Annotated in this window: 25 protein-coding genes and 1 other RNA gene; 6 read left to right on the forward strand and 20 right to left on the reverse strand. The window is 37.1% G+C overall.

Going from position 1 to position 26,789, the window contains the following annotated elements:
* Positions 1 to 134 precede the first annotated feature (134 nt).
* The 16 genes from H4J39_RS16795 to pspA form a co-directional block, all read right to left on the reverse strand.
* A complete protein-coding gene (locus tag H4J39_RS16795; RefSeq protein WP_182229496.1) occupies positions 135 to 1,313 on the reverse strand; it encodes a primase-helicase family protein in 1,179 nt (392 codons plus the stop codon).
* 385 nt (positions 1,314 to 1,698) lie between these two features.
* Complete coding sequence (locus H4J39_RS16800) at positions 1,699 to 2,277, reverse strand: recombinase family protein (RefSeq protein WP_182229497.1); 579 nt, start codon at positions 2,275 to 2,277, stop codon at positions 1,699 to 1,701.
* A 284-nt stretch (positions 2,278 to 2,561) separates the two neighbouring features.
* Positions 2,562 to 3,311, reverse strand: a complete 750-nt coding sequence (locus tag H4J39_RS16805; RefSeq protein WP_182229498.1) for a hypothetical protein — start codon at positions 3,309 to 3,311, stop codon at positions 2,562 to 2,564.
* Positions 3,311 to 4,138, reverse strand: a complete 828-nt coding sequence (locus H4J39_RS16810) for a hypothetical protein (RefSeq protein WP_182229499.1) — start codon at positions 4,136 to 4,138, stop codon at positions 3,311 to 3,313. The genes H4J39_RS16805 and H4J39_RS16810 overlap by 1 nt, the downstream gene beginning before the upstream one ends.
* Positions 4,139 to 4,439: 301 nt before the next feature.
* Complete coding sequence (locus H4J39_RS16815) at positions 4,440 to 5,498, reverse strand: site-specific integrase (protein ID WP_182229500.1); 1,059 nt, start codon at positions 5,496 to 5,498, stop codon at positions 4,440 to 4,442.
* A gap of 68 nt (positions 5,499 to 5,566) precedes the next feature.
* Positions 5,567 to 5,663: signal recognition particle sRNA small type (ffs, locus tag H4J39_RS16820), an RNA gene on the reverse strand.
* A gap of 149 nt (positions 5,664 to 5,812) precedes the next feature.
* Complete coding sequence (locus H4J39_RS16825) at positions 5,813 to 6,670, reverse strand: DUF3014 domain-containing protein (RefSeq protein ID WP_182229501.1); 858 nt, start codon at positions 6,668 to 6,670, stop codon at positions 5,813 to 5,815.
* A gap of 148 nt (positions 6,671 to 6,818) precedes the next feature.
* A complete protein-coding gene (gene maiA, locus H4J39_RS16830; RefSeq protein WP_182229502.1) occupies positions 6,819 to 7,472 on the reverse strand; it encodes a maleylacetoacetate isomerase in 654 nt (217 codons plus the stop codon).
* A 33-nt stretch (positions 7,473 to 7,505) separates the two neighbouring features.
* The gene (gene tyrR / locus H4J39_RS16835; RefSeq protein WP_182229503.1) at positions 7,506 to 9,056 is read right to left on the reverse strand and encodes a transcriptional regulator TyrR; all 1,551 of its coding nucleotides are present in this window, start codon (positions 9,054 to 9,056) and stop codon (positions 7,506 to 7,508) included.
* A gap of 112 nt (positions 9,057 to 9,168) precedes the next feature.
* A complete protein-coding gene (locus H4J39_RS16840; RefSeq protein ID WP_182229504.1) occupies positions 9,169 to 9,507 on the reverse strand; it encodes a 4a-hydroxytetrahydrobiopterin dehydratase in 339 nt (112 codons plus the stop codon).
* Positions 9,508 to 9,516: 9 nt separating this feature from the next.
* Positions 9,517 to 10,329 carry a phenylalanine 4-monooxygenase gene (gene phhA / locus H4J39_RS16845; RefSeq protein ID WP_182229505.1) on the reverse strand — a complete coding sequence of 271 codons (813 nt, stop codon included), beginning with the start codon at positions 10,327 to 10,329 and terminating at the stop codon, positions 9,517 to 9,519.
* A gap of 230 nt (positions 10,330 to 10,559) precedes the next feature.
* Positions 10,560 to 11,603 (reverse strand): YcjF family protein, encoded by a 1,044-nt coding sequence (locus H4J39_RS16850; RefSeq protein ID WP_182229506.1) that lies wholly within the window; start codon positions 11,601 to 11,603, stop codon positions 10,560 to 10,562.
* 60 nt (positions 11,604 to 11,663) lie between these two features.
* On the reverse strand, positions 11,664 to 13,094 hold the full coding sequence (locus H4J39_RS16855) for a YcjX family protein (protein WP_182223152.1): 1,431 nt from the start codon (positions 13,092 to 13,094) through the stop codon (positions 11,664 to 11,666).
* Positions 13,095 to 13,319: 225 nt separating this feature from the next.
* On the reverse strand, positions 13,320 to 13,766 hold the full coding sequence (pspC, locus tag H4J39_RS16860) for an envelope stress response membrane protein PspC (RefSeq protein ID WP_182229507.1): 447 nt from the start codon (positions 13,764 to 13,766) through the stop codon (positions 13,320 to 13,322).
* The gene (gene pspB, locus H4J39_RS16865) at positions 13,763 to 13,975 is read right to left on the reverse strand and encodes an envelope stress response membrane protein PspB (protein WP_182180172.1); all 213 of its coding nucleotides are present in this window, start codon (positions 13,973 to 13,975) and stop codon (positions 13,763 to 13,765) included. Before pspB ends, pspC begins: the two co-directional genes overlap by 4 nt.
* A gap of 52 nt (positions 13,976 to 14,027) precedes the next feature.
* Complete coding sequence (gene pspA, locus H4J39_RS16870) at positions 14,028 to 14,699, reverse strand: phage shock protein PspA (protein WP_182223150.1); 672 nt, start codon at positions 14,697 to 14,699, stop codon at positions 14,028 to 14,030.
* A 191-nt stretch (positions 14,700 to 14,890) separates the two neighbouring features.
* Between pspA and pspF the strand changes: the two genes are divergently transcribed.
* The 6 genes from pspF to H4J39_RS16900 are packed head-to-tail and all read left to right on the forward strand — an operon-like array spanning position 14,891 to position 21,304.
* A complete protein-coding gene (pspF, locus tag H4J39_RS16875; RefSeq protein ID WP_182229508.1) occupies positions 14,891 to 15,982 on the forward strand; it encodes a phage shock protein operon transcriptional activator in 1,092 nt (363 codons plus the stop codon).
* 10 nt (positions 15,983 to 15,992) lie between these two features.
* Complete coding sequence (locus H4J39_RS16880) at positions 15,993 to 17,618, forward strand: ABC transporter substrate-binding protein (RefSeq protein WP_259368872.1); 1,626 nt, start codon at positions 15,993 to 15,995, stop codon at positions 17,616 to 17,618.
* Position 17,619: 1 nt separating this feature from the next.
* Positions 17,620 to 18,648 carry an ABC transporter permease gene (locus tag H4J39_RS16885; RefSeq protein WP_182180166.1) on the forward strand — a complete coding sequence of 343 codons (1,029 nt, stop codon included), beginning with the start codon at positions 17,620 to 17,622 and terminating at the stop codon, positions 18,646 to 18,648.
* Complete coding sequence (locus H4J39_RS16890; RefSeq protein ID WP_182180164.1) at positions 18,638 to 19,531, forward strand: ABC transporter permease subunit; 894 nt, start codon at positions 18,638 to 18,640, stop codon at positions 19,529 to 19,531. Before H4J39_RS16885 ends, H4J39_RS16890 begins: the two co-directional genes overlap by 11 nt.
* Positions 19,531 to 20,520 (forward strand): oligopeptide/dipeptide ABC transporter ATP-binding protein, encoded by a 990-nt coding sequence (locus tag H4J39_RS16895; protein ID WP_182229509.1) that lies wholly within the window; start codon positions 19,531 to 19,533, stop codon positions 20,518 to 20,520. The genes H4J39_RS16890 and H4J39_RS16895 overlap by 1 nt, the downstream gene beginning before the upstream one ends.
* A gap of 1 nt (position 20,521) precedes the next feature.
* The gene (locus tag H4J39_RS16900) at positions 20,522 to 21,304 is read left to right on the forward strand and encodes an ATP-binding cassette domain-containing protein (protein ID WP_182229510.1); all 783 of its coding nucleotides are present in this window, start codon (positions 20,522 to 20,524) and stop codon (positions 21,302 to 21,304) included.
* 94 nt (positions 21,305 to 21,398) lie between these two features.
* Here the strand turns inward: H4J39_RS16900 and yeiP are convergent, their stop codons facing one another.
* The 4 genes from yeiP to H4J39_RS16920 all read right to left on the reverse strand — a co-directional run bounded on the left by yeiP (position 21,399) and on the right by H4J39_RS16920 (position 26,541).
* The gene (gene yeiP / locus H4J39_RS16905) at positions 21,399 to 21,971 is read right to left on the reverse strand and encodes an elongation factor P-like protein YeiP (protein ID WP_182229511.1); all 573 of its coding nucleotides are present in this window, start codon (positions 21,969 to 21,971) and stop codon (positions 21,399 to 21,401) included.
* A 203-nt stretch (positions 21,972 to 22,174) separates the two neighbouring features.
* Entirely contained in the window at positions 22,175 to 24,574 is a 2,400-nt protein-coding gene (locus H4J39_RS16910) for an ABC transporter permease (RefSeq protein WP_182229512.1), read from the reverse strand.
* Positions 24,564 to 25,271 carry an ABC transporter ATP-binding protein gene (locus tag H4J39_RS16915; protein ID WP_182229513.1) on the reverse strand — a complete coding sequence of 236 codons (708 nt, stop codon included), beginning with the start codon at positions 25,269 to 25,271 and terminating at the stop codon, positions 24,564 to 24,566. Before H4J39_RS16915 ends, H4J39_RS16910 begins: the two co-directional genes overlap by 11 nt.
* The gene (locus tag H4J39_RS16920; protein ID WP_182229514.1) at positions 25,264 to 26,541 is read right to left on the reverse strand and encodes an HlyD family secretion protein; all 1,278 of its coding nucleotides are present in this window, start codon (positions 26,539 to 26,541) and stop codon (positions 25,264 to 25,266) included. The genes H4J39_RS16915 and H4J39_RS16920 overlap by 8 nt, the downstream gene beginning before the upstream one ends.
* Positions 26,542 to 26,789: the final 248 nt, after the last annotated feature.

A 26,789-nucleotide genomic window follows, 5' to 3' on the forward strand; every position in this document is an offset into this window, starting at 1 on the left:
AGGGACATCAAAACACACCTAAAATATTAGACGCCCCCTTCCCAACGCTCGTTTTTAAAGGCTTGTAGGCAAACGGATACAGCTGGGACGCTAAACCCCGCTTATTATATAATTAGTAACTATTGTAAAAGTACTTAATGGTTCGCCCAACACCTGCTCTTCCTACCTGTTAATATGTTCTTTCTTGAACCCAATGAAATGTAACCGTTAGCCCTAAAGACACCTGTAATCACACTAGAATTACTATCTTTAGATAATCCTAACTCAGCTTTAATATTCTCAGTGAAAACTATATCACCAGCATCCAATATGGCCTTCAACGTTTTTTCTTTCATGTTTGGTTCACGCTTTACAGTGAGTAATTTAGCTATGAGACTTTGACTTTTATTGTCGCTTATTAGCTTTAGTAAATATCTATTAAGCTTACTTAAACCATCATCACAATCAATAAACTTAGCAAGCTTTCCAATAAAATCTTTAGTCTCTGACATACTTTTTTTATGTTCTATATATGGAAGTAGTTTTAACCTCCTATAAAGATTTTCAGTTTGTTCAAAAGGTATTCGAAGATTAGAGCAAAAGACAAATGATGCCGTAATTTTTTCAGATGTTGCATCCTTACCTTTTTCTTCGACTACGACCGTTTTATTACCAATCAAGTTAAGCAGATTATTTTGCGCTCCTGTTTGAAGTTCATCACAAAAAATTAAACTCTTCTTAGATGCACCTATCGCAAACTTACCCTTTAATTGATGCATTGATATACGTTGATAATTTGAATCACCAATTAAAGGTTTAACTATAGAGTCTATTAAAAATGACTTCCCTGTACCACTATCTCCAACCAATACAGGAGCAAAACCAAACACGTCTTGAGGTTTGTGAACCAATCCTGCCAACCAACACAAAACCCCCATCCTAATATCATCATCTGGAAACAATCTCTTAAAGTACAAATCAAACATATCTGGGATAACTAGCTCTGATGACTTTTCTAATTGGAAAATTGATGGTTTATAGGTATTCAGGTTATAATCTAATGTTGTAACACTTCTATCAATTAAGTGACCAGCACTGATAACAGGCTTATAAATAACTCTTCTAACCATAGGTACTGTTGACAGTATTTCAGTATCAACTTCTTCTTTATTATCAATCACATCAATCCTCCTTCTAACCAAAGACTGAATTACACCATAGTTTATGGTCGTATCATCTTCAACACGAAGATAAACAAGATATCCTTGCTTATTGGTGACTTTATAAAAACTCTTTTCTATATAACTTTTAACCTCTTTTGGTAATTTAAACATATATACTCCTTACATTTTTTAATTAGATAGCTTAATAGCCCTCTCTCTTTAGTTAATCAATTCAATTACTACAGAACCATTTAACACATCCTTTTCAGGACGTACGCTCCAGCCCTTTAGCCGCTTTACTTACAATAAAAAATACTACAACATTCTATTGTTAATATTTTAATTTATGGCGATAAACACACTTATTTACAGACACAAAAAAGCCCGTAATTAACCGATTCTGAACACTCCTGAGAGGTAGCTTTAGGAATCGTTAAAGACGAGCTTAAACACTTACGAAAATTACATATTCACCTGATAACAATCAAATGAACAACGACAATATACAAAAGAATGACATCCTAAAAACAAGCCTTGTCAAACTTCATCAATTATCTTATAGGTTTTTTGTTGTACCTTTCAATTTAGGAAAGGAATCTCTTAACCTCATTATGGACTGTCTACTAACACCATACTCTCGAGCAAGTGCGCTGACACTTTCACCAACAGCAAGTTTGTTCATAATTTCATCCTGCTGCTGAGGTGTAGTGGACTTCTTTCTCCCACCCTTCTTTCCTGTCCTTTCTCTACCAGACTGTAATCTATCAACAATAATTGAATGCTCAAGTTCAGCAAATAATCCCAATAGATGCACCATTGCTTTATTCATGGGTGAGTCATCACTGGTATCAACCTGACCGTCTAAAGTGACCAATGTTGCACCTTTATCAGTAATACGTTGAAGTACCTGTAAAACTTGATTAAGGCTTCTACCTAGCCTGTCAAACTTAGTAACAACCACTTTGTCGCCACTTCTTATATAATCTACAAGCTCTGATAGTTTTTCGAAGTTTTCATCTGATTTCCCAGACTGCTTACCTGAGAAAACCTTCTCGCAACCATATTCATGTAAAGAGTCAATTTGTGATTCTAAATCTTGGTCTTGAGTACTAACTCTTGCATATCCAAATATCATAAAGCACCTGTACGAAACTATGTAGTTGTGAACAGTACAATACTTGATGTACGAAACATTGTCAACAGTAGTTTCGGACAGTGTGCGAATCAATGCATTACAATCGGACAAGAAGTGTAGGTGGATTCTATTTGTATTTTTTAAGAATTACTTGAGGAAGGGGGATTTTAAAAATACCACGGAAAATACAACCAAACCAAGAGACCTACTAAAGACCTCAGCATATATGACTATTATGCTATAATTTCAAAATTACCGGTAAATTGACATTTGAGCCACGAAAACTAAATGGAGTCGTAGTAATCCTGAAGCTTTAAATCCTTCATCACTTCTTTGAAGTCTTTATTGCCATTCAAATATCTACTACTAGCGTAATTCCCATACCTCATTGTAATAAGCATCAACCTTACCATTGAGTAATCTGTAAAATTAACCAATGTGACAATATACTCCTTTCGTAACTTAGAGTGCTCCTCATCGTCATCAGGAAATGCATCACAAATCAATTTCACTATAACGTAAAAAACTCTTACCAAAGAGAAAATATCATCGTCATCATCAAGCCTTTTGATTAACTCGCCTTTGTAGTTCTTTGCATTATCTAGCCCATCAAGAGAACTCAACACATCCTCTAAAGACGATATAGCCTTAGAGGACTTAAATGTTTCAATCCCCCCTTCGTCAAATGTAAAGTCCAATGAAAAATTAGCAAAAGAAACTTTTTGAGAGTCGATTAAGTTAAAAAATTTGGAATCAAAGCGCCTAACCACATCACCTTTCTTGTTTCGCTCTAACTCATTAAACATATTGACATTAGCTTTATTCTGAAGAGTTAGTGACTTTATAAGAAGCGCTATAGAGATTAGACTAAAAAACGGCCCCAAAACCCCTCCCATAAAACTACCAAGCTGCCCCCATGAGTTAGGGTCATCAGATAAAGGAAGGTCAAGAAACAATCCAAAATAAGCACCGTAAGACAAAGCAGCAAGAATCAACACCAGCACAGCAAAGCCTAACATACCCTTACCGCTCATCAGTCAGCTAACCCAGTCACAATGTACTTCACTATCCGACCATTGGGTAGAGTCATTTTTTTTACATTTACCTTCATGAATCCCCTATCCTCCTCTAGTGCAGCATTATTACTATGAAGATTTCTAGACATTGCTAGCTTTAACTGCTTACGCACAGACTCTAGTTGAGCCCCAAAACCGAACGAAAAAGTCTGAATTGCATCTACAGTAAGAAAGCGACCGTTACCTGTTAATGAGTTAAATCTACTCACCATAATCTCCATTACAGACACCTCACCCCCAACTACAGCCGAAAGGTTAGTAGCAGTGCCCCCATTGAAATTAGCAATAGGAGTTTTATCAACAGAGTCTGGAGTAGCCTTATAATTCAACACCACCTCATTCCCATAATTTGAGGGAATTTTATGTATTTCTTTAAGTGGATTGGCGACCCTTTTAATCAATTCATCTGCAATTGGTTCCATTTCAAGTACCACAGCCTCAGCTTTTTTAGAGAGCTCTATTTCATTTTCCAAATACAATGCCTCTCTAATAAAGTAGGAGAGTACCTCCATAAATGCTTCTTTACCTATTTTTTGAAGTCTTCCGACCCTTACTTCGTCATTTACCTTAATGCTGAATCTTTGACCATAAGACCCTTCAAAAGAACCCTTCAGATTAGAGCGTACATCACTACGCCTCGTTCTCTTTTCAGGAACCCTAAGGTTGAGTATTGATTCTGCTATAATACATGTAACGTCTGACGTCCCTTTTAGTGTATCCAAACCATACTGCATATCAATTTGATATTCGTTTTTCTTAACGACGACGTCCAAGTCAATTTCCATAAGCTACACCTAATAATAGTTAAGGCAGTAGTATCCTCAATCATTTGATAATAATCAACATTATTTAATAATCAATAGCGCCCTTGGTATCTATAAAGAGTATTTCCACATAACCAACAAGAAAAAGCCTAGAGCCAGTAATATTATAACTGTATATTTATACATGCACCAGAAAAGTTCTTCTCTGATTACAAAGTGCTTCAGATAAGAGTGAATTATTTATTGCATGCAATCAGGTATATTGCGTAACACAGACAAAATATTCGCACTAAGAAGCGAAGTCCCTTCGGATGTATCTGCGTTAAATATCACCGATAAAACTTATTATCGATTTTAATTTATTATTTGATACATCTTTGCCATACCTATCATAGGTTATATTCCCATTACTATGACCTAGTATTTGTGCTGAATACTGACTTGCTACACCAGCTTGCTTTAACTCAGTAGCAACCGTATGCCTTAATGAGTGATAATCAACTTCAGCCCTCCCACCCTTAACAATTGATTTAAAAGGGTTGTTCCTACTAAACCAACGACTAGCAGCATGACTATGAGAGCCTCTAACAGGGCGCCATTCGTGAAATAGACGCTCTTTGACGCAATTACCTACCCAGTCTAAAAGACCTAATTCAATGAGCTTAGGGTGCGTAGGAATAGACCTTTTGGCATTATCCGTTTTAAGTACATCACCACGAATATGTATAACTTCTTCAGTGACATCTCTTGGTTTTAGCTGACAAATCTCATTCATTCTTGCCCCTGTATAACGACCAATCATAATCAACCAGTAACGCTTGTCATTGTTATCAAATTGATTAGTGAACTTCATTAACACTTCAAGTTGCTCTTTACCGTAAGCCTTTCTCTGCTTGGATATAGGTACTTTCTTTTCTAGCACCTTTAAACCATCAAAGGGATTAATTACCACATTGGCATTATTTGAGATAACCCATCGATAGAAAGCATTAAAGTATTTGAGGTAACGGTTAAACGTGGTGATTGTCTTAGATACTAAAATAGACTTTTTGAGCGCTATAGCTTTTTCTTTAGTGATAACACCTGTAGGCAAGAACTTAAGTGAGCTGTTTATTCGTGTATATTCTCTAGCACACCACCTGTGACCGTTTTCACTTAAGTAATCCGTGATTAACTTTGAAGTTGTGGGAATCGTTGGCGTATTAACAGCTTGAACTTTAGGTTTATCACTAACGGCTGACAAAGTACCAAAAAGAATGTGACTAACTCTTCTAAAGGCTTTTTTCTTACAACGAGTTCTTAATGACTTCCAAACTGAATTATTACGATAGTAATAAATACCATTACGGATGTATAAATGAGGGATTTTTGCTGACAGCATTGTAGCACCAATTGTAGCAGTTAAGCTTTATCTGGTGTAAGTTATTGATAAATAAAGAATGGTGGCAACCCTAGCAGCCACACCTCGGCACATGAGTCGTCTGCTGCGGTTGCTTCCTTCCGGATCTGGCCGAGTTCACAGAGTATCATTGCGAGGGGACCGAAAGGGTCACCATAGAAAGTTGCGGTTCTCACTACAACGGCGCGAATTATGGCTAAAGATTTAGCTTGATGCAAGCCCTAGTTAAACAAATAAAGTTGTTCGCTTGTTTTTTAAACATATAAGCAAGTAAACAACTCAATTATCACTTAAATCTATGAACCTTGACGCGCTAACCGCTCATTAATCTCTAATAAGACTGACTTAATTACGAGTAAGTTTTCTTTGCCTAAACGTAGCAAGAGTTTGTCTGCATCATCGAGTGCCTCTACTTCTTCACTTTTATAACGAAACATTACACTTGGACGAACTAAATCTAATGATTCTTTTGGAATTTCCATATCGAGTACTTTAGTAATCGCATCATGTAATACATCGGTAAAGTTGTCCTCTGGATAACCTAACTCTGCATAAGCTTGGTCTATCAAGGGCTTCATTTCAAAGTACCACTGCACCAGTGTTTCACTGTCAAATGATCTCAATAAATCGACATAAAGAGTAAACCTCTGTGTTGCTGACTCATTCCATTTCCAATCGGTAGTTGTACCGTTATTAATTTCATTGGCTAAAAATTCAGTACTAGGCTTAACAAGAGGACTATGAGCGTATGCTAGATTTCCTTGCGCAAAGTTGTCGGTAAAAACAACAAAACGACGAACCATATCTTTATTGATTACGAGTTTTAAAAGCTCTTTACGCCATGTATAGTTTGGTAACTTTTCTTGTACCCAAGCGTCACTTTCATCTAAGCTGGGTAATATAATTTCGGGTATAGTTTCAACAAAAGGTTCTGGCTCTACCATAGGCGCTATTTCTGGTTCTACTGACTCTGTTTCAGGTATTGGCTCGGCAGCAATTTCAGCCTTAACAACAGGTGTTAAAGGAACGTCGGCCATTTTTTCTTGCTGAGTGGATGAAACATATAACCAAACTAAAGCAGCTATCACTATAACAATAATTACGGCAATAATGCCCCAAGAGGTTTGTTTAACTTTTTGCGCTTGATCTTCCATAGGTACCTATAATTCAATTTATCTTAAGAAAAAATGAGAATATCCCATTGCAACGCGTTTTCATGTCAGTTGCAAGGGAAATACGAGATCTTAAATAACTTTTATTCAAGATTTAGTTTTTATACTTTATATTGCCATTACACAACAATTATAAAGTAGCATCTTCTTGGTTTTCAGGCATTGCTTTTATAAAAGCAGGTAACTGATTACAACGTTCAACAATAGCATTGATAAGCGGAAATGCTGACATGTCTACCTTGAATCGATTGGCATTATAAACCTGAGGAACAAGACATAAATCGGCAACGGTTACATGGTCGCCATAACAATACTTTCCTGATACCTTTTGCAGTTTTTCTTCAAATGCAGCAAAGCCAAGGCACATCCAGTGAGGCCCCCATGCTGATTTATTAGCATCATCAACACCCAGCGTTTTCACTAAATATTGTTGAACACGCAGATTAGTTACCGGGTGAATCTCACAAGCAATATCTAAAGCAAGTGCTTGTACCTGAGCTTTATCAACTATACTTTCAGGATAAAGCGCAGGTTGCGGGTGCTTACTCTCAAGGTAATCAAGTATTGCTATACTCTGATTTAACACTAGTTCACCATCAAGCGTGTCGTCAATTAACGTCGGCACTAAATGTGTTGGGTTTAATGCAACATATGCTTCACTGTGTTGCTCCCCGCCATTTTTAACTAAATGGACAGGAACATATTCACAATCAATATTTTTTAAATGCAGAGCGATTCTTACTCGATAAGCTGCGGATGACCGCCAATAGCCAAAAAGTTTCATTTTATCTCTCTCTTCGTTATCTATATGAGTTATTTATATTTTTACAGTTTTTTTGTTAATATCGTATTCACGTAATTTATTCGCAATTGCGGTATGACTTAATCCTAGTTTTTTAGCAAGTTGTCGTGTGCTTGGATAAGCTGGGTATAGTTTTCTCAATAGGTTCGCTTCAAAACCTTTAACCGCAGCGTCTAATGTGCCAACAAACTCTTGCTCTAAGTAGCCATGTTCACGTGTATAAGCCGGTAATTGCAAATGAGAGGTCATCACGATACTCCCTTCCATTAACGATACAGCACGGATCAGAACATTTTCAAGTTGACGAACATTTCCAGGCCAAGGATAGTGTTCGATAAAGTCACGACAATCATCAGACATAGTAACAATGGTTTTACCAATGCGTTGACCAAATTTCACAATAAAAAATTCTGCCAGGGGAATAATGTCAGAACGTCTATCACGTAAAGAAGGTATATTTAGACCGAGTACATTAAGTCGGTAATATAGATCTTCTCTAAATTGACCTGCTGAGACCATATTAAGTAAGTCACAGTTTGTTGAACTGATGATCCTAACATTCACTCTTATTTCAGCTTCATCATTAACGCGGCGAAAAATACCATCTTGAATAACGCGTAGCACTTTAATTTGTAATTTTGGCGACATTTCTCCGACTTCATCAAGAAAGATAGTGCCACCATCTGCTGATTCGAATAATCCACGTTTTGCTTTGATATCACCTTGTGAACCCGCACCAAACAGCTCTGTTTCTGCGGCATCATCAGGCAATGCGGCACAACTTAAGGTCATAAAAGGCTTATTACTACGATCGCTGGCTGCATGGCAGGCATGAGCTAAAAGTTCTTTACCTGTACCTGTTTCGCCAACAATGAGCATTGAAGAGTCGAGTAATGCCATGCGTTTTGCTTCACGAATAACTTTGCGCATACTGCCACTACTCGCTTGAATACCAGCAAAATTATTTTCATTAGCTTGTTTAAAAGCGCTGATTTGCTGACCTAAACGCGCTTCTGATTTTAGAATTAATACCGCTCCTGCCAATACAGGTATTCCGCTTTGATCTGTGACATGGATAGGCATTATATCAGCCACAAAATCATCATCTTGAAATTTTAATCGGCGAGTTTGTGCAAGGACTTCATCAGCATCTAACCAGCGGTTAAAGTTAAAGCCTTTCAACCAATTGCTGACATTATCTCCAACGACCTCGTGCTCTTTACAACCCATAATGCCCGCAGCAACCGTATTAACAATGCGAATATCGCCCTTTGCATCGATAGAAATAAAAGGGTCGGGGAAAGTTTTAATCAGCGTTGCTAATTCATTTCGCTCACGTTCAGATGGCATAAAAGGTGTGGTTTTTACATCATTAACACCTTCAATTAAGCGCAAGCGCGGCATAAAAGTTTGTAACTCGCTAAATTCTAAATCAGGGATATTTATAAAAATTTCTCCTGGCTGTTTTAGTTCGATACCACGTAAATTTATCTTATGTTCAACAAATATTTCTAATACTTCTTGTGCAATGCCAACTCGATCACAACAAACAATTTCTAAACGCATTTACCTTACTCTACTATAGCCAAGTGTACCTATTTGCTATTGTAAACTATTTTGTACAACAAAAAAAAGCCCCCTGAGGTAGGAGGCTGTTATTATCTAGTGTAAGCAAATATTACAAGAGTTTATCGGTTTTTGCTGCGCAGATAAAATCATTACGGTGTAGGCCTTTAATAGCATGCGTCCACCAAGTGATTTTCACTTTACCCCACTCTAATAAAATAGCAGGATGATGAAACTCTTCTTCAGCTAATTCAGAGACTTTATTTGCAAATGCCCATGATAACTTGTAATTTTTAAATTTATATTCACGCTCAAGCATCATGACACCATCACGAACTTCAGGGATCCAATCAGGTATTTGTGACAATAATTCTGGTAATTCTTCATCGCTAACTTGTGGCGCGCCTACTTGGCATGCTTCACATTTTTGTACAGATAATTGCTCAGTCATCTCTTTTCCTTAACTTTCATTATTAATTTCTTTTGCTGGAAACTTGGCAGGATATAAGCCTAACGCTTTTGCTTGCTCAACCAATTCCATAATATCAGACACTTCATATTTTCTAAGATTGTCTAAATCACTCACTTTATTCAACATATAATAAATAGGCTGAATAACATCAATTCGATAAGGTGTTCTTAATACATCAAGTATTTCGAGCTTTTCACGCACTACATGCTCGTTTTCTGTGGCATGAATTGTTTCACTGGGTGAAGATAAAATACCTCCACCATAAATTTTAATACCTTCTGGGGTATCCAATAAACCAAACTCAACGGTGAACCAATATAAACGTGCTAGAAAGACTCTTTGCTCTTTTGTTGCATTCAAGCCCATTTTGCCATAAGCCTCAGTATAATCTGCAAAAGACTTATTGGTTAACAAAGGACAGTGACCAAATATTTCATGAAAAATATCAGGCTCTTGTAAATAATCAAACTCTTCTCTGCTACGGATAAAAGTAGCAACGGGAAATTTTTTCTCTGATAGCAGCTTAAAGAATGCACCAAAACCTATCAGTGCTGGTACGGGCTCACACTGCCAACCGGTTGTTTCTTTAAGCACCTTACTGACTTCAGCGAGTTGTGGAATCCGGTCATGTGGTAAATTTAATAATTTTGAACCAAATTTATATTCGTCACACGCTTTGTCTTCGACACATTTTAATTGACGAGTGATCAATTCTTGCCATACGCTATTTTCTTCATCTGACCAATGAATGTGACCATTTTCATCAGCAACTCGCGAAATATACTTCGTCGCCATCCCCATGATATTACCTTATTTTAATTTTTATCATCATTCACTAACCAATGAGTGAGTAATGTTCTTTACTGATAATAAAACAAGCTTGCTGGGAAAAATACTAAACGCCAACTGGCTATTATTTAGTCAGATAATAATAGCGTATAGAAAAAATTACAAAAATGTAAATATAAAAACAATAACCAATTAAATCATATAGATAAAAACAAGTCATTTAAGACTTACACCGCTTAAAACTATCTTATTAGTAACTTTTTTACTTGACTGAGTATTTTTTTTCTAACTTGGGCCACTTTGGGTGTGTTTTCTTCAAAAGGAATAGGCCGACAAAGCTTAATCGTTTGAATCCCTAAACGTGACGTTAGCATACCCGCGCCGAGCCCTTGGGCCATTCGCGCAGATAGTTTTCCTAACAGCTCAGCGCCAACCAAGTCAGCGCCTAGATCAATCACTAACTCGCTTGCGCCAGCGTAAGCCATATTAACAAATACCTGTTTAATTAATCTGATCCGACTCCAATAGCCGATTTTTAAACCGTAAAGAGCGGCAATTTTGTCTATCATGCGTAAGTTCCGCCAAAACATCAGCATCATATCAACAAGTGCAATCGGACTTAACGCAACTAATACCACCGCCTCAGTTGAAAACTTAGCTACTTCAGCAAGCGCTTTTTCATCCACCTTTGTTAAAACTTCACGAGAGTATAATTGCAGTAGCTCTTCGTCACTGTATTCTTCTTTAACCAATGACTGCCAGCTTTTTTCATGCTCAGACATTAAGTCACAAGGTAAATTGGCTGAAATACTTTCACATAATGCTTTTGCATTAATCTTACTGTTTGAACCTAATTCAGCTGATAATATGTTTTGGGCGTTAGCTTTCGTACGTTGCTGCCTTTTGAATTGCCTTAGCGCTGAATATTCTCGTATTGCCGTGGAACCAACGACCACTGATAAGCCAAATAACAGAACGCCATACATCGCGGCTAATATCGGCGATTGGGCAAAACCCTGTTGAAAAAAATTAAACGTTTCTACAATAACAACGCCTGCAAAAACACTGCCAATAACCCGCCATAGCCAACGAGGCTTTGATTTTTCTTTCGGGTTGTCATCATTTAAATAACCTTGCTTTACTAGCGATAAGTCTTCTGTTTCTTGCCAGTCGTCATTACCTACAATGACTTGTTGCCCGTTTGCAGGTAGATTATTAGTCTTTGTGATTAACTCATCATTTTCAAAAAGAATTTGCTGTTGATATTTTTCATCAAGTTCATTCATTTATTTTATCTCCGAGTAAAAACCACATCACTTGATCCATATGAATTATTTGAGGGTCTATCATCTCATTTTATCTCCGAGTAAAAATTGCATTACTTGATCCATACGCAGATGAGGTAGGCACTCATGCTGGCCAACAGGTTCTAAAGGAGCAAATCTTATATAGTTAAAAGCCTCTTTCTGCCAAAAATCTTGCTCGGGTAATTTACTCGGTACCGCGCCAGGAAAAACGGTAATAAGTTCACCATTTTCAGAACGTTTGCCGCGAAGTACCGGAATGTCTTGTCCCTGATAACGACTCGTACCTGCTTGTGTCGTTTTAACTGATGCGAGTGCCAGCGTTTTCATTTCTATAACATCATAATTTAACTGATGCTTAGTTTGATAAACCAACTGGTCGAGTAAGCGCACTAAATTCTTATGTTGCTCAGGTGTCACATGATCCGCTTTAGTCGCAGCAAATAATAATTTATCTATTTTGGGTGCGAACAATCGAGAGAACAAACTACTTTGACCATAACTGAAACTTTCCATAATCATGGTCATTGCCATTTTTAAATCAGCAAAACTATCAGGGCCATTGTTTAGTGGTGTTAAACAGTCAGCCAAGACAATTTGTCGGTCGAAATTAACAAAATGTTCTTTATAAAAAGCTTTAACAACGCGCTCTTTGTATTCAATAAACCTTGCTCTTAACATGCCTATTAAGCAGTCGTCACTGGCATTTTGATAAGCATTCTTATCTATTTTCTCAAAGTGTGTAAAAGGAAAGAACTGCAAAATAGGTGCATCTTCTAATTCACCCGGTAAAATAAAGCGACCTGGCTGAATAACCGACATACCTAGTTCGTGGCGAAAGTGTAATAAAAGCTGAGTATATTCTTTGGATAGATCAGCCAGCATTTGCTCATCAACGGTTGCAAAGGGATCTATTTGATTAATTTTCTCGATAAAACTTTCAGCTGATTTAAATCTTGGCTCGGTAAGTAATAATGCGGTTGTTTGTTTTGACCACTGTTCAAACGTTTGATTTAACATCGGTAAATCAAGTAACCATTCTCCTGGATAATCGGTAATATCAAGGTATAAGGTTGCAGTATCACTCGCATATTTCAATAGAGAATCTTTTGGCTTATAGCGAATAGCTAAACGCATTTCACTGATACCGTGGGTAGGCTCAGGCCATGTTGGCTCAATTTGTGAAAACGCTGTCATAGCGCGATCATATTCAAAGCGGCCAATATGTAAGTGTTTTTGAGGAACTCTTTTTGCCGCAATAAATCGCCCTTGATGAACAACATTAAAAAAACCTAATTGTGAGTTATTACCTTCATTAACAAGTTGATTGACTAAAGAGGTAATAAAGGCTGTTTTCCCACTGCGACTAAGCCCAGTAACGGCTAAGGTAACATGTTGGTCAAGCGTTCGATTTAATAAGTCATTTGCTTTTTGTTTTAATTTATTTAAGTTTTTTTTATTTATAAGTGCCATGGATTATCTTACAGAAAGTTATAAACCTGTTACAACTCAAGATACAGGTTTCAAAGTGCTTGAGCAATTTCAATTCAAGGCACAGCCATAAAAGGTAGTTATTTAGCATAAGTGACAACGACGATGAGTCAGGTTATCTAGCCCCTTTTCAATGAAACTAAAAATGATTTAATACCGTGTCAACTTGCAAAAAAGCGGCAGACGCCGCTTTTTATTTGAGTATATTTACAGCTTATTAATTTCTCGTGAAACAGTAAACTCTGGCGAGGTCACATAATGTTCCATCGCACGTACTTCTCTTTCTAATGATTTAAATTTTTGCCTAATATCTTGAAAAGCTTGCTTTGGTGGTTCTCCTGACTGCCAAACACGAGACTTTACTTTAATTGATTCAGAGGAAAGTTCAGCTTCTGCATGGTTGCTTGTTGATGCATATTGAGATTGAGTTTGTTGGTTTTTCTTATTCAATGTCCCTGGCTTTTTATCCAAAATAAACCAGCCAGCAATATAAATAACAATAAACCATCCCATACCTAATAAAACACCTGACACGACCAAAATACGCACTAACCATGTTTCCCAACCAAAGTAATCAGCTAAGCCAGCACAGACACCTGCAATTTTTCCTTGGCTTGAATTTCGGTATAATTCACCCCGACGCTTGTCTGTCATACCTTATTCCTCCAGTCTGGTGTTTCAGCATCTAAAATGGCTTCAAGCGTTTTAATTCTATCGGTCATTTTATCCGCTAATTCGGAGAGTTCTGATAATTGCTTGTACTCTTCCTCACTAAAACCTTGGGTTATTTGACGTTTACTTCGGTAATGTAAAATCAACCAAATAGGGGCAACCAGTAGCATAAAAATGATGACTGGAATCATAATAAGTTGTTCCACGATACTTCTCCTTATTCGTTATTCAATACAAACTAAATTACTTAGTTTTCTTCTCTGATTTCATTCTAGCTTTTAATTGTGCTAATTCATCGTCAATATTTTCGTCAGATTCTAAATCAGCAATTTCATCGGCTAACGATTTACTGCCTAAATCAAGAGATTCAACTTGTGATTCAATGTCATCAATTTTACGTTCATAACTATCGAAACGACTCAATGCGTCATTAACGCGGTCACTATCGATATTCTTTTTAACCTTTAAGCGAGAAGTAGCTGTTTTCTCACGCATGATTATCGCTTTTTGTCTCGCTTTCGCATCAGCTAGCTTTTCTTGTAACTGTGAAATCTCACTTTGTAACTTCGCAATATGGTCATCAACGTGTGTCAATTCATCTAATAATGATGCTGCGTTTTCCCCACACTTTTTCTTTTCCATTAGCGCAGCTCTTGCTAAGTCTTCTCGGCCTTTACTTAACGCTAACTCTGCTTTTTCCTGCCATTGTTGTTCGTCTTTCTCAAAACGACTGGCTTGGCGAGCTAAATCTTTCTTATCCGCTAAAATTTTAGCAGATGACGAACGCACTTCAACTAAAGTGTCTTCCATTTCTTGAATGATCAATCTAACCATTTTTGCAGGATCTTCTGCCTTATCTAAAAGGTTGTTAATATTCGAATTAATAATATCTGTAAACCTAGAAAAAATACCCATAACAACTTCCTCATTCAATTATTTTATTTAATTTTGCTAATATGCTTTATTCATGTTCTGCGCCAAGTTTTATTATTAACTTAACTCTCTGTTTTAAATAAAGTTATTATAATTAAAAAAAACACTTCAAACCTGATGATTAATAAAATACACTATTTGTTAGTGAAATAAACCAATTATTAGGTCAAGCGATGTCGCGTTTTAACCAAAAAGATAATCTTCTTGGACAAGCAAATAATTTTCTTGAAGTTTTAGAGCAAGTATCACAAATAGCCCAACTGAGTAAACCGGTGCTTATTATTGGTGAAAGAGGCACGGGTAAAGAACTTATAGCTGCTCGTCTTCATTACTTATCTAAACGTTGGGATCAAAATTATTTAAAGCTTAATTGCGCAGCATTAAATGAAAATTTATTAGAAACAGAGCTCTTTGGTTATGATAGTGGCGCATTCACCGGCGCAGGAAAACGCCATGAAGGCCGTTTCGAGCGAGCAGACAACGGCACATTGTTTCTTGATGAAATTGCCAATACTTCGGGCCTTATTCAAGAAAAACTCTTAAGAGTTGTTGAATATGGAGAATTTGAACGTGTTGGTGGTTCAAGAACTATCCGCACAAATGTTCGTTTAATTGCCGCAACTAATGAAGACTTACCGACGTTAGCGGATGCGGGTGAATTTAGAGCAGATTTACTTGACCGCCTCGCCTTTGACGTTATCACCCTACCGCCACTTCGTGAACGTATTGAAGACATACTTTTGTTGGCTGAAAGCTTTGCGATTAATATGGCCCGTGAATTAGAATTTGAGCTCTTTAGTGGTTTTACCGAAAAGGCAAAGCGTTCAATGCTTGAATATCATTGGCCAGGTAATGTGCGTGAATTGAAAAATGTTGTAGAGCGAAGTGTTTACCGTTGTAATAATCCACATTTACCCGTTCATGATCTCGTTATTGACCCCTTTGAATCGCCGTATCGACCTTCTCAGCGTATCAAAACTCAAGACAGAGTAGCAGTGCCAATTAAAAGTATTGATGAAAGTAATAACGAAGAGAAACGACAAGAAATCATTCAGCAACAGTTACCTGTCAGTAAATCTTTAGAGTTTCCTTTATCATTAAAAGATCTCTCACAGGACTATGAAATTGATCTGATCCAATCCGCTTTAGAAAATTGCCAATATAATCAAAAGAAAACTGCCGATGCACTCAAATTAACCTATCATCAACTAAGAGGTTATTTGAAGAAGTATAACTTATTAGAAAGTGCTGTAGACGAAGGGTAGTTAAGTTTATATGTCGATATTCGCTGTTAAAAAACGCTCATTGAAGGCCATGTTCTTGCCAATTTTATGCCTAGTATCGGCATGTAATGTCGACAAGGATCAATCGCTGAGTGACCATAGTATTGTCTATTGCTCAGAAGGCTCTCCAGAAAGTTTTAACCCACAAACTGTTACGTCAGGTACAACGATTGATGCGACCTCAAATCAACTGTATAACCGATTAATTTCATTTCGGGGTGAAGATAACACCATCGCACCATCGCTTGCTAAGTCTTGGCATGTAACACGTGACGGTAAAATGATCACTTTTTATCTACGTAAAAATGTCGCTTTTCATCAAACAGATTATTTTACACCAACACGCTTCTTTAATGCTGACGACGTACTTTTTAGCTTTAACCGAATATTATTACCTAAACATCCCTTTCATCAAGTTTCGGGTGGCAAGTACCCTTTTTTTCAAAGTGTAAGTTTTTCTAATGTTGTTGAGAGTATTGAAAAAATCAATGACCATACTATTCGTTTTAAGTTCAAGTATGCTGATAGTTCGATTCTAGCGAATATAGCGAGTGACTTTGCCGTTATTTTGTCAAAAGAATATGCTGATACATTAGTGTTAAAAAATATTAAGCGGGAAATAGACACCTTACCTATTGGTACGGGTCCCTTTAAGCTAAAAGAATATCGCCCTGGCGCCTATATTCGCTACGCAACCCATAAAAAATATTGGGATACACCCAGTACACTTGAGCAACTTGTGTTTGATATAACCCCAAGTAACACCAGTCGATTAACAAAATTATTGGCGGGTGAATGTGATGTTATTGCTTTTCCTATTGCCCATAAAAAAATAAAGAGTAAGCCTCAATTACAGCTTGAAGCCGTCACGTCTTTTAATGTCGGCTACCTTGGTTTTAACACACTCAAACCGCCCTTTAATGATGTAAAAGTTCGACAAGCTGTTGCACTCGCGGTAAACAAACAAGCTATTATTGACACGGTTTATCGCTCAAAAGCTGATATAGCAAACAGTTTACTACCAAAAACTTCATGGGCTTATGACAAGAACACCCGTTCTCAAACTTACGATTTATCCCAGGCAAAAAAATTAATAACCGAAGCCGGTTTCCCTGATGGTTTTACCATGAGTTTATGGGCTTTACCTGTACAGCGAGCATACAATCCTGACGCTGTTACCATGGCAAAATTGATTCAAGCCGATTTAAAGAAAATAGGTATAAAAGTACTGATTGAAAACTCTCTCGACATGGGGTCTTTTCTTGAGCAGTTGTCAAAAGGTGAACATCAAAGTGTATTATTAGGCTGGTCGGCAGATCACCCTGATCCAGATAATTTTTTTACCCCCTTATTAAGCTGTTCTTCAGCTGAGAGTGGTAACAACAGAACGTTTTGGTGTAATGAGGATTTTGACAACTTAATACAACAGGCCTTAGAAACCACAAATGTAGCTCAAAGAAAGCAGTTATATAGCCAAGCGTTGGCGATTATTTCTACTGAAGTACCATTAATTCCCATTGCTCACTCTAAACGATTTCAAGCGAGAAAAAACATTGTGAAAGGCCAATTATTATCTCCCTTTGGCGGTATTGATTTTAGTAAGGTAAGTAAAAACTGATATGCTGATATTTACGCTACGCCGCCTTAATTTATTTATTTTTACTATATTTTTACTGACTTTGCTGTCTTTCAGTTTAAGTTTTCTCTTTCCTGGTGACCAATTAATTAATATTTCTGGTCAGATCAATGCAACACCTAAGCAACTCATTGTTTTAGCTGAGCAATACCAAACTAACAATAATATTTTTCAACAGTACTTTGCCTATATAAGTCATCTTTTCCATGGTGACTTAGGCATTTCAATGGCGAGCCAATTATCTATTAGTACCGAAATCATGAGTTTTTTACCGGCAACGATAGAACTGACCTTAGTGGCCCTCTTTATTGCCATGCTGTTTGGCATTCCTATAGGCTTTATCGCTGCAATTAACCATCGTAAAGCAACCGACAATATAATTTTAAGTATTTCCATGATTGGTTATTCGATCCCTGTTTTTTGGTTAGGCTTATTAGCGATCCTCATTTTTTCTATCCAATTAGGTTGGTTACCCTCTGCTGGTCAACTCAGTTTACTTTTTGAAATTGAGCATGTCACCGGCATACAATTTATAGATATATTGTTAAGTGATAGTCCTTACAAGTGGCAAGCCTTTCAAGATGCAAGCGCTCATATTTTCCTACCCGCTTGTGTTATTGCCTTAGCGCCTGCAACCATATTTGTTCGCTTAGCTCGTACGGCAATGATGGATGTATTAGACAGCCAATACATTCGAGCCGCCAAAGCAAAAGGGTTAAGCTTTAAGCAAATTATTTATCATCACGCGATACGAAATGCCATGGTGCATGTTATTAGAGATGTTGGTTTGCAATTCGCGAACTTAGTCACTATTGCAATGGTCACTGAAGTTATTTTTAGTTGGCCAGGCATTGGTCGTTGGCTAATAGAGAGTATTTTTCAACGAGACCATACCTCAATTCAAGGTGGGCTTTTAGTGCTTTCTAGTTTTATTTTTATTGTGCATATTGTCATCGATTTTATCTATGCAGCACTTAACCCGTTAGCAAGAGAGAGTCGTTATGGCACGTGATAAAATATATTTAGAGGAAGAGTTCCCTTCTCCCTTGCTACAGCTTTGGCATAATTTCAAAGAAACACCCGTGGTGATGATTGGCTTTAGTTGTTTTATTTTTTTAACCATATTAGCTCTATTTTCCCCTTTGTTAACGCCCTATACATCGGTTGAAAATCACTTAGATTTCTTGCTGTTGCCTCCTGCTTGGAACGACGATGGCAATGTAAGTTTTTTATTAGGGACTGACAACTTAGGCCGAGATATGCTGTCACGCTTAATGCACGGCACTTCACTCACCTTTGGTTTAAGTTTTGTGGTGGTACTTATCTCTTTAGGTATTGGCTTAGTTATTGGCTCTTTATCCGCGTTAACATCAGGCATAAAATCGAGTTTTCTTAACCATTTTCTTGATGTTATTCTGTCTATTCCTTCTTTGTTACTTGCGATTGTCATTGTAGCGATTTTGGGGCCAGGCTTAAGTAACACCTTATGGGCGATAATAATAGTGTTGATCCCACAGTTTGTGCATATAACCCGTAATGCGGTTACCCAAGAATTCAGAAAAGATTATGTGCTCGCCTCTCGTTTAGATGGCGCAAGTTCATTTAGAATTTTATATCATTCCGTGTTTCCAAATATTCTAGAAAAATTAATTAGCCAAGCAACACTGGCGCAGTCTGCAGCCATACTTGATATTGCGGCTTTAGGCTTTCTAGGTCTTGGCGCACAAATTCCTATGGCTGAATGGGGCGCGATGCTAAAAAATGGTATTGATTTATTCTACATTGCTCCGTGGACAGTGTATTTACCTGGGTTAGCGATTTTGTTTGCCGTGGTTGCAACCAATCTAGTCGGTGAAGGTATGAGACATGCGCTTAAAGTCAGTAAGGAAGCTTAATGAATCTTTTAGATATTAGAAATCTTTCTATTGTACTCAAATCGGCGACTAATCCTATTTTAGCCGTTGACCGTGTCAGTTTAACGATGAAAGAAGGCGAAGTTCGTGGTTTAGTTGGAGAATCTGGATCCGGGAAGTCATTACTTGCACAAGCTATTATTGGCGTACTTGATGACAAGTGGCAAGTAGATGCAGATAGATTTCACTGGCGAGGCAAAGACTTGATGCGTTTGTCGATAGATGAACGCAAAGCCATTATTTCAAAAGATGTGGCGATGATATTCCAAGAACCGATGGCCTGTCTAGATCCGACAATGACGATAGGAAAGCAGCTTACCGAGGCTGTTGATGGCGAGCAGTTAAGTGGTTATTTTTGGCAAAAAAACCGACAACGTAAAGAAAACGCAATGAGTCTCTTACATAAAGTAGGGATAAAGCAGCACAAAATTTGTTTAAAAAAATACCCTCACCAGCTTAACGATGCTTTATGCCAGCGAGTGATGATCGCTATGGCGCTAGCCAAACGCCCTATTTTGTTGATTGCAGATGAACCCACAGCGGCAATGGAAAGTACGAATCAAGGACAAATTTTTCGTTTGTTGGCCAGTTTGAATCAACTCAAGAATATGTCGATATTGTTGATCAGCCATGATCTTGAAAATGTCACTCATTGGACAAATACCATCACGGTGATGTATAGCGGGCAATTTGTGGAGGCGGGAACCACTAAACAGATATTTGAACAACCTTTTCATCCCTATACCCGAGCGCTTGTCGACAGTAGCCCAAAATCAAATAGAGGCTTACCTGCAAAATCGCGACTCATGGCATTACCCGGTAGTATTCCTATTTTACAACATTTACCTATCGGTTGTAGACTAGGACCTAGGTGCCCCAGAGCTCAACAAGAATGTGTAATAGCACCCAAAGTCACTAATTACCATGGACATCAGTTTAGTTGTCATTTTTCATTAAAGGACAGTTATTAAAATGCCGACACTCTTAGAGGTTAACAACTTAAGTAAATCTTTTAAATTGAACCGTAATTGGTTTGATAGAAAAGCCTTTACCGCATTAGAACCGATATCATTTGAAGTACAAGCCCACCAAACATTAGCTATTGTTGGTGAAACAGGCTCAGGAAAATCAACCTTAGCAAAGTTATTAGTAGGTGCTGAACTTCCCACTACGGGCAGTATTAAACTCAATGGGCAAACATTACAGCCGGGAGACTTTAAACAACGATGTCAGCATATTCGGATGATATTTCAAGACTCCGGTACAACGTTAAACCCAAGTTTAACCATCGGACAACTACTCAACGAACCTTTACTGCTCAATACAAAATTAAATGAAGAAGACCGTCACTGTTTAACTCGAGAAACATTACAGAAAGTAGGCTTACTGGCTGAACATATGAATTTTTATCCACACATGTTCTCTGGTGGTCAAAAACAACGTATATCGTTAGCTAGGGCTATAATACTGCAACCGCAGGTCATTATATTAGATGAAGCGTTAGCTTCACTAGACCCCTCTCTACGCTCACAAATGATTAACTTATTACTCGACTTACAAGAACAGATGGGACTCGCTTATATTTTAATTTCTCATAACTTAGGTATTGTTAGACATTTCAGCGATAAAATAATGGTCTTAAGTAAAGGGCAAGTGATGGAGATGGGCGAAACCTCGGTTATTCTGAAGAAGCCAAAACATCAATATACTAAAAAACTTATTTTAAACCAAAGATTTCAATTACTGCATAAGTAAAAAGTTAGCGTGTGTTAAATAGATTTTTAACAAAAATAAAGCCAGCGTAATGCTGGCTTTATACGTTAAATAATGAGTAAAACGGGTTAGCTATTTACTTTTCTGCGCGACCCATAAATTTACGTTCTTCTGTATTTACTTTAATTTTATCACCTGTAGAAATATGCTCAGGTACTTGAACCGTTAAGCCCGTAGATAAAATTGCGGGCTTAGTACGTGCTGTTGCTGACCCACCTTTTATAGACGGGTCAGTTTCTGTAATGACTAATTCAACACTTGGTGGCAAATCAACACCAACCGCAACACCATCAACAATAATCACTGACAAACCTATGGTGTCTTCACAAATAAATAAAGCTTCTTCAGCAATACTCTCTTTATTTAGGTTATATGGCGTGTAATCTTCATTGTCCATAAATACATATTCGTCACCATCTATGTATGAAAACATAGCAGGACGACGGCTTAAGTCAGCAAAATTAAGCATATCTGAGTCTTTAAACGTCTCATCAATCTTACCGCCAGTGACTACGTCGTACATACGCATGCGATATAGACTACCACCAGCACGACCTTGAGGAACTGAACGCTCAATATCTCTTACAATAAATACTTTTCCGTTGTGCTCTACAGCAGCATTTTTCTTTATATCACTGGCCTTTGGCATTGATAATAATTCCTAAAATTAAATGTGGAGACAAATATCAAGAACTTCACAGGATAAAAATGTTTAGCTCGCCAATTTATCGACTTTTAATGATTATAAACTGAGGTTTAACGATTTCCAAGAGTTTCCCACACGCATGGTAACTATATATTTACCTGCCCGTGGTATTCTTCACTAATTTTGTATCAAAACACGGTGTTTTATTACTCTTGTTGTGTCAGTAAAGTGCTTATTGGCAAACGAATTAAGGTGATTATTGCACCACCACCAAAAAGTAAAACGAATAAGAACACTAAAAATGAACACGCTAAAAAACTGCTCATCAGCAGTAGCGAAATTGACAAGTAGCTTTGAGTTACACTTTCTAGGCTTTGCAAAACCATCCAGGCCATGGGTAACGCCATCGTTAAACTCAATAATAGTTTTTTAAAAATACGTAAAAATAACGCAGGTTGGTTAATACCTAATGCCAGCATCACCCCGTATTTATTTTTTTCTCTCATTAAATTTGCTTTAACCTGATAATACAAAGTTAAGGCGAGTAACACTAAAATAATAAGTGCCATAAAGCCACTGGTGACAAATAACAGCCGCCCCCCTAAATTCAAAGCAAATATTTGCGCTTTTAATGTTGATTGTAGTTGATATGGATTTACATTAACCGTTTCATGCTTTACCCAATTATTAATAACGTTTAATGCTTCTTGAGTTGACTTTTCTTTACTAAAAAAAATCGGTAACACTTTATAAATGATCATTGTATGGATATTCGCGTAATGCAGATAAACAACAGGGTTACCCTTTCCAACACCATGATGTGGCGCATTTTCGGTGATCATCGCAATCGGGTAATATGAAGCACTTGGAAATGAGTTTACCTTAATAGGCATACCGATAAGTGCAGATAAAGGTTGCTCTGCTGCAATCATTCCTTGAGATTTTAGTTGCTCAGCAAAAGCGATATTAATAGCAAAAGTGTTTTTAGTAAATATACCGTTTACCACAATAGGTATGTCTAATACCGAAAAGTAATTGCTAGAAACGTAAGTACCGCTGACATTAAAACCATCATTTGTAGCATCCGCTGTTAAGTTATAACTGAGGCTACTGTCATCTAAGTTAGTAAAGGGATTATAAGCGATAGCTAATTCAACCTGCTTTTGATTGCTCCAATCACCTTTTTTTTGTTGCTCACTCAGGTAAACTTGTGCATCTTTTATTTTGTTAAAGTTAAACGAAATAACAGCTGGGTTCACAAAATTTATTTGTTGTTTTTGCCATTCGCTGATAAAAACATTGGTCGTAAAAACAAAAGCTAAAGTAGCAATACACAGTTGTAACACTAAATTACCTTGAGAAAACAGGGTTTGTAACTTTGTTTTACTGCCTAGTGACGAGCGACTAAAGCTATTATTACGGTTTAGTTTCAATAGCGGCAATAAGGTACAGCTGAAAAAAAACAACTGAGAAATAACCAGTGATACAAACCAGTTAAACCAATTAAGTTCAAAATCGCTAGAGAAATAACGTTGATATAAAATCCCATCTTGTAAAATAGATTTAAGTAAAAAAATAAAAAAAATACTAAAGACCACAGAGGTTAATGCCATCATAAAATTTTCAGCAAGACAACGGTTTACTAAATCAGACACTTTAGCGCCTAGTGCTATTTTTAAAGAAAACTCTGCTTTTCGGTCAATCAATTGTTGGCTATATATTGAAAATATTGTACTAAAAATAATAAAACCAAAACTGGCGATCAAAAAAATTAATGTCCAACATTGAACGATCAATACTTTTTTTGCTTCAGGGTCTAATTCTATACCCGCAATTAACCACGGGGCATCATGCTCTTTAACAAATATCGCTTCATGATTAGGATAAGTGTCAATTTGCTCACGAAAATATTCTTGTAAATCAGTTGTATTTACTGATTTAGACAACTCTGCAAAACCAAAATAGTCAGGTTTACTGTTTAAAAAAGGTTTTGCATCGGGAATAAACTCTGGCACATAAAGCGATAAAAAACTGTCAGGCAGCCAAACATCCACTTTATACTGATTCACGTTATTCATATTGGCGGGCATAACTCCTGCGACCAATAATTTCTGCCCTTTTATTAGCAAAGTTTTACCAATAATATTATCTTGTCCATTAAGCTGATACTGCCAAAAAGCATCGCTAATGTAGACGTTGTTTTTTACAAACGAGTCGGCTGAAAAAGGCGCTGGCAGTTCCAGTAGTACAGGTAAGTTAGTTGAATAAAAAGCCAAAGATGTTTTTTGAAACGCTATATCGTTCACAGTAATGTTTTTTGTTTGAAAAGAAAGACTCGCGATATTGTTTACCGCTGGGTGCTTGTTAAGTAAGTCAATATTATAGCGTGTTTGCTTTTTTATTTGCCCTGAAATACCTATGGCGGCAATCGTGACTAAAGGCTTGGTATTTCCCACCCAGCTAGGGCTTTCATTATTTATCTCTCTGAATAAGTTAAGTGTTAAGCTAAAAAGCGCACAAAACAAAGCTAAGCCAAGCACTAAAGTAAACCATTTTAACCGTTGCCCTTGCCACTTGCGCCAACCGTAAACAATATCAAACAACATTTTTTAATCCTGTTGCTGGCGTTAACACTAATTTCCCGTCATTAATGCGATATATTTTTTGGCACTGCTCTGAAATTTCAGCGCTGTGGGTTATCAATAAAATAGTACAGTTTTCTTGATGAAATTCATGAAAAAGTTGCATCACTAACTCAGCGTTTTCACTGTCAAGATTACCTGTCGGTTCATCACAAAGCAGTATTTCTGGTTCGGTAATAAGCGCACGAGCAATAGCGACACGCTGTTGTTGCCCCCCCGAAAGTTCACTTGGGAAACTACCTGCTTTTTCGAGTAAGCCTACTTTTTTTAGTACGTTTGAAACTTTTTCACTGTATTGAGATTTTTTAAGCGTTTTATCAAAAGTTAACGGTAAAACAATATTTTCAGCAACGGTCATATCCCCAACTAAGTTGAAATTTTGAAAAATCCAACCGATATGCTTATTTCGTAATACAGATTTCTGAAAAGTAGATAACGTATCAATGGCTTGACCACATAATTGATAGTCGCCACTCGTTTGCTCGTCAAGTAAACCTAAAATCGACAGTAATGTAGATTTACCACTACCTGACGGCCCCACTATTGCGACCATTTCTCCAGGAAAAATACTAAAATTAACATTGTTTAACACTTGCTGTTTGCTGTTGCCACGGCCAAAGACTTTACACAACTTATCCGTAGCAATAATGGGCTTACTCATAAACATGCTCCGCGCTTATTTTATCTTGTAGACTTAACTGTGCTGGCATCGTCAATAAAATTTCATCTCCGATGTTGATATCAGATAAAATTTGCATAACGTCTTGAGTAATTTCGCCAATATTTACCTGCTGACGATAGAAGAAGCTGTCGCCTTTAGGGCGAACAAATAAGGTTTGCTCAGAGCCGGGTTTGACAATTAACACACTGCGTTTAGCTATAAGCGTCTTTTCAATATTAACTATATTAACTTCACCGGTAACATCAATATTAGGCATGGCACTGTTCGGTAAAGCTTGCTTAAATTCTACATCTATTTTGACACTCCCATTAATAACCGTAGGTGCAATTCGGGAAATATAACCGACAATTTTTTCACCTTTAATAAACAGATCAACCGTTTGATTAAATCGAATTTTATCAGCTTCACTCGCGCTAACAACGAGCTCTGCATATAAGCTTTTAGTATCAACCACGGTACCTAAGTGGCTACCCGCCATTATTTGCTGCCCTATTTCGAGCTTGTCATCTAACTGAATAAGAATACCCGCCATAGAAGCGGTAATTGACAGGTTATCAATGTCATTTTTTAGCATATCTACGGCTGATTGTGCACACTTAATTCTATATGAGGCGGCCTTTCTGGTCGATTGATGCGTTTTTGTTAAAGTAGATAGTTTCTTAGTTTCAATATTGAGTTTTGTTTGCGCTTTGTTACGCTGCATTATTACTTTTTGCAACTTTAGCTCAGAAACCACATTGGTTTCTCGTAACTTGAGATTCGCTTTTAAATCAACATCATTGATAGAAAGATCGGCTTTAGCCAATTCAATATCAGCTTCTTGCTGAAAATAGGCAAGCGATAATTCAGCAGAGAGTTTCTCAATTTTTGCTTGTTCTTCTAATAAATCTAACTGACTATTTTGATAAGCTTTAATGAGCTTGGGATTTGTCAACGTAAGGATAGTTGCGCCTTTTTCTAACTTAGCGCCAGGCCTTAATTGAATATCGCTGATATGGCCTTGACTCATCGCGATAATACCGCGACGAACTTTGGCTTTAAGTCGACCATAGGTGTCGACATTGACCTTAATTTGACCGTATTTAATCACACTAATTTGTGCTTGAGTTTGTAAACGCTCTGCTTTGTCACTTTTATTGTTATCAGCATAAATCTGCCATAAAACCAAAAGACAGCAGATGCCAATGAAAAACGCTAACCCAAATAACCCTCGTTTTTTGTTATTTTGATCGGTGGGGATAGTAAGCATTCTTTATAAAATCCTTTTATTATTAAAAGTAATCGCACTGATATTGTTGCCTTACCGTTAAAGTACCCTAACTTTCGTTTAAGCACAACATGTTGACTTAAAGTAAATATATAGTTAACTTGTGATTTATTAAATGATGCAAATACGATATTTATCATCAATCAAGCTCGGCTGTATTTTATAATTAATCGGTAAACAAGCTTTATAAAAATTCAGTGAATCGGCTTTATTGTTGTGCAAAAATTTAA

Origin of the sequence: Colwellia sp. Bg11-12 (assembly GCF_014076955.1) — a bacterium.
GTDB lineage: Bacteria > Pseudomonadota > Gammaproteobacteria > Enterobacterales > Alteromonadaceae > Colwellia_A.

Coding starts and splice junctions, on each gene's coding strand:
- tyrR (WP_182229503.1), bottom strand. CDS start 9,056: ATGCGTTTAGAAATTGTTTGTTGTGATCGAGTTGGCATTGCACAAGAA.
- H4J39_RS16855 (WP_182223152.1), bottom strand. CDS start 13,094: ATGGCACTTATAAATAAAAAAAACTTAAATAAATTAAAACAAAAAGCA.
- H4J39_RS16920 (WP_182229514.1), bottom strand. CDS start 26,541: ATGCTTACTATCCCCACCGATCAAAATAACAAAAAACGAGGGTTATTT.
- H4J39_RS16800 (WP_182229497.1), bottom strand. CDS start 2,277: ATGATATTTGGATATGCAAGAGTTAGTACTCAAGACCAAGATTTAGAA.
- pspC (WP_182229507.1), bottom strand. CDS start 13,766: ATGACAGACAAGCGTCGGGGTGAATTATACCGAAATTCAAGCCAAGGA.
- H4J39_RS16795 (WP_182229496.1), bottom strand. CDS start 1,313: ATGTTTAAATTACCAAAAGAGGTTAAAAGTTATATAGAAAAGAGTTTT.
- H4J39_RS16850 (WP_182229506.1), bottom strand. CDS start 11,603: ATGAATGAACTTGATGAAAAATATCAACAGCAAATTCTTTTTGAAAAT.
- H4J39_RS16880 (WP_259368872.1), top strand. CDS start 15,993: ATGTCGATATTCGCTGTTAAAAAACGCTCATTGAAGGCCATGTTCTTG.
- yeiP (WP_182229511.1), bottom strand. CDS start 21,971: ATGCCAAAGGCCAGTGATATAAAGAAAAATGCTGCTGTAGAGCACAAC.
- H4J39_RS16915 (WP_182229513.1), bottom strand. CDS start 25,271: ATGAGTAAGCCCATTATTGCTACGGATAAGTTGTGTAAAGTCTTTGGC.
- H4J39_RS16825 (WP_182229501.1), bottom strand. CDS start 6,670: ATGGAAGATCAAGCGCAAAAAGTTAAACAAACCTCTTGGGGCATTATT.
- H4J39_RS16890 (WP_182180164.1), top strand. CDS start 18,638: ATGGCACGTGATAAAATATATTTAGAGGAAGAGTTCCCTTCTCCCTTG.
- H4J39_RS16900 (WP_182229510.1), top strand. CDS start 20,522: ATGCCGACACTCTTAGAGGTTAACAACTTAAGTAAATCTTTTAAATTG.
- pspA (WP_182223150.1), bottom strand. CDS start 14,699: ATGGGTATTTTTTCTAGGTTTACAGATATTATTAATTCGAATATTAAC.
- H4J39_RS16885 (WP_182180166.1), top strand. CDS start 17,620: ATGCTGATATTTACGCTACGCCGCCTTAATTTATTTATTTTTACTATA.
- pspF (WP_182229508.1), top strand. CDS start 14,891: ATGTCGCGTTTTAACCAAAAAGATAATCTTCTTGGACAAGCAAATAAT.
- pspB (WP_182180172.1), bottom strand. CDS start 13,975: ATGATTCCAGTCATCATTTTTATGCTACTGGTTGCCCCTATTTGGTTG.
- phhA (WP_182229505.1), bottom strand. CDS start 10,329: ATGGGGATGGCGACGAAGTATATTTCGCGAGTTGCTGATGAAAATGGT.
- maiA (WP_182229502.1), bottom strand. CDS start 7,472: ATGAAACTTTTTGGCTATTGGCGGTCATCCGCAGCTTATCGAGTAAGA.
- H4J39_RS16810 (WP_182229499.1), bottom strand. CDS start 4,138: ATGGAAATTGACTTGGACGTCGTCGTTAAGAAAAACGAATATCAAATT.
- H4J39_RS16815 (WP_182229500.1), bottom strand. CDS start 5,498: ATGCTGTCAGCAAAAATCCCTCATTTATACATCCGTAATGGTATTTAT.
- H4J39_RS16840 (WP_182229504.1), bottom strand. CDS start 9,507: ATGACTGAGCAATTATCTGTACAAAAATGTGAAGCATGCCAAGTAGGC.
- H4J39_RS16895 (WP_182229509.1), top strand. CDS start 19,531: ATGAATCTTTTAGATATTAGAAATCTTTCTATTGTACTCAAATCGGCG.
- H4J39_RS16805 (WP_182229498.1), bottom strand. CDS start 3,311: ATGAGCGGTAAGGGTATGTTAGGCTTTGCTGTGCTGGTGTTGATTCTT.
- H4J39_RS16910 (WP_182229512.1), bottom strand. CDS start 24,574: ATGTTGTTTGATATTGTTTACGGTTGGCGCAAGTGGCAAGGGCAACGG.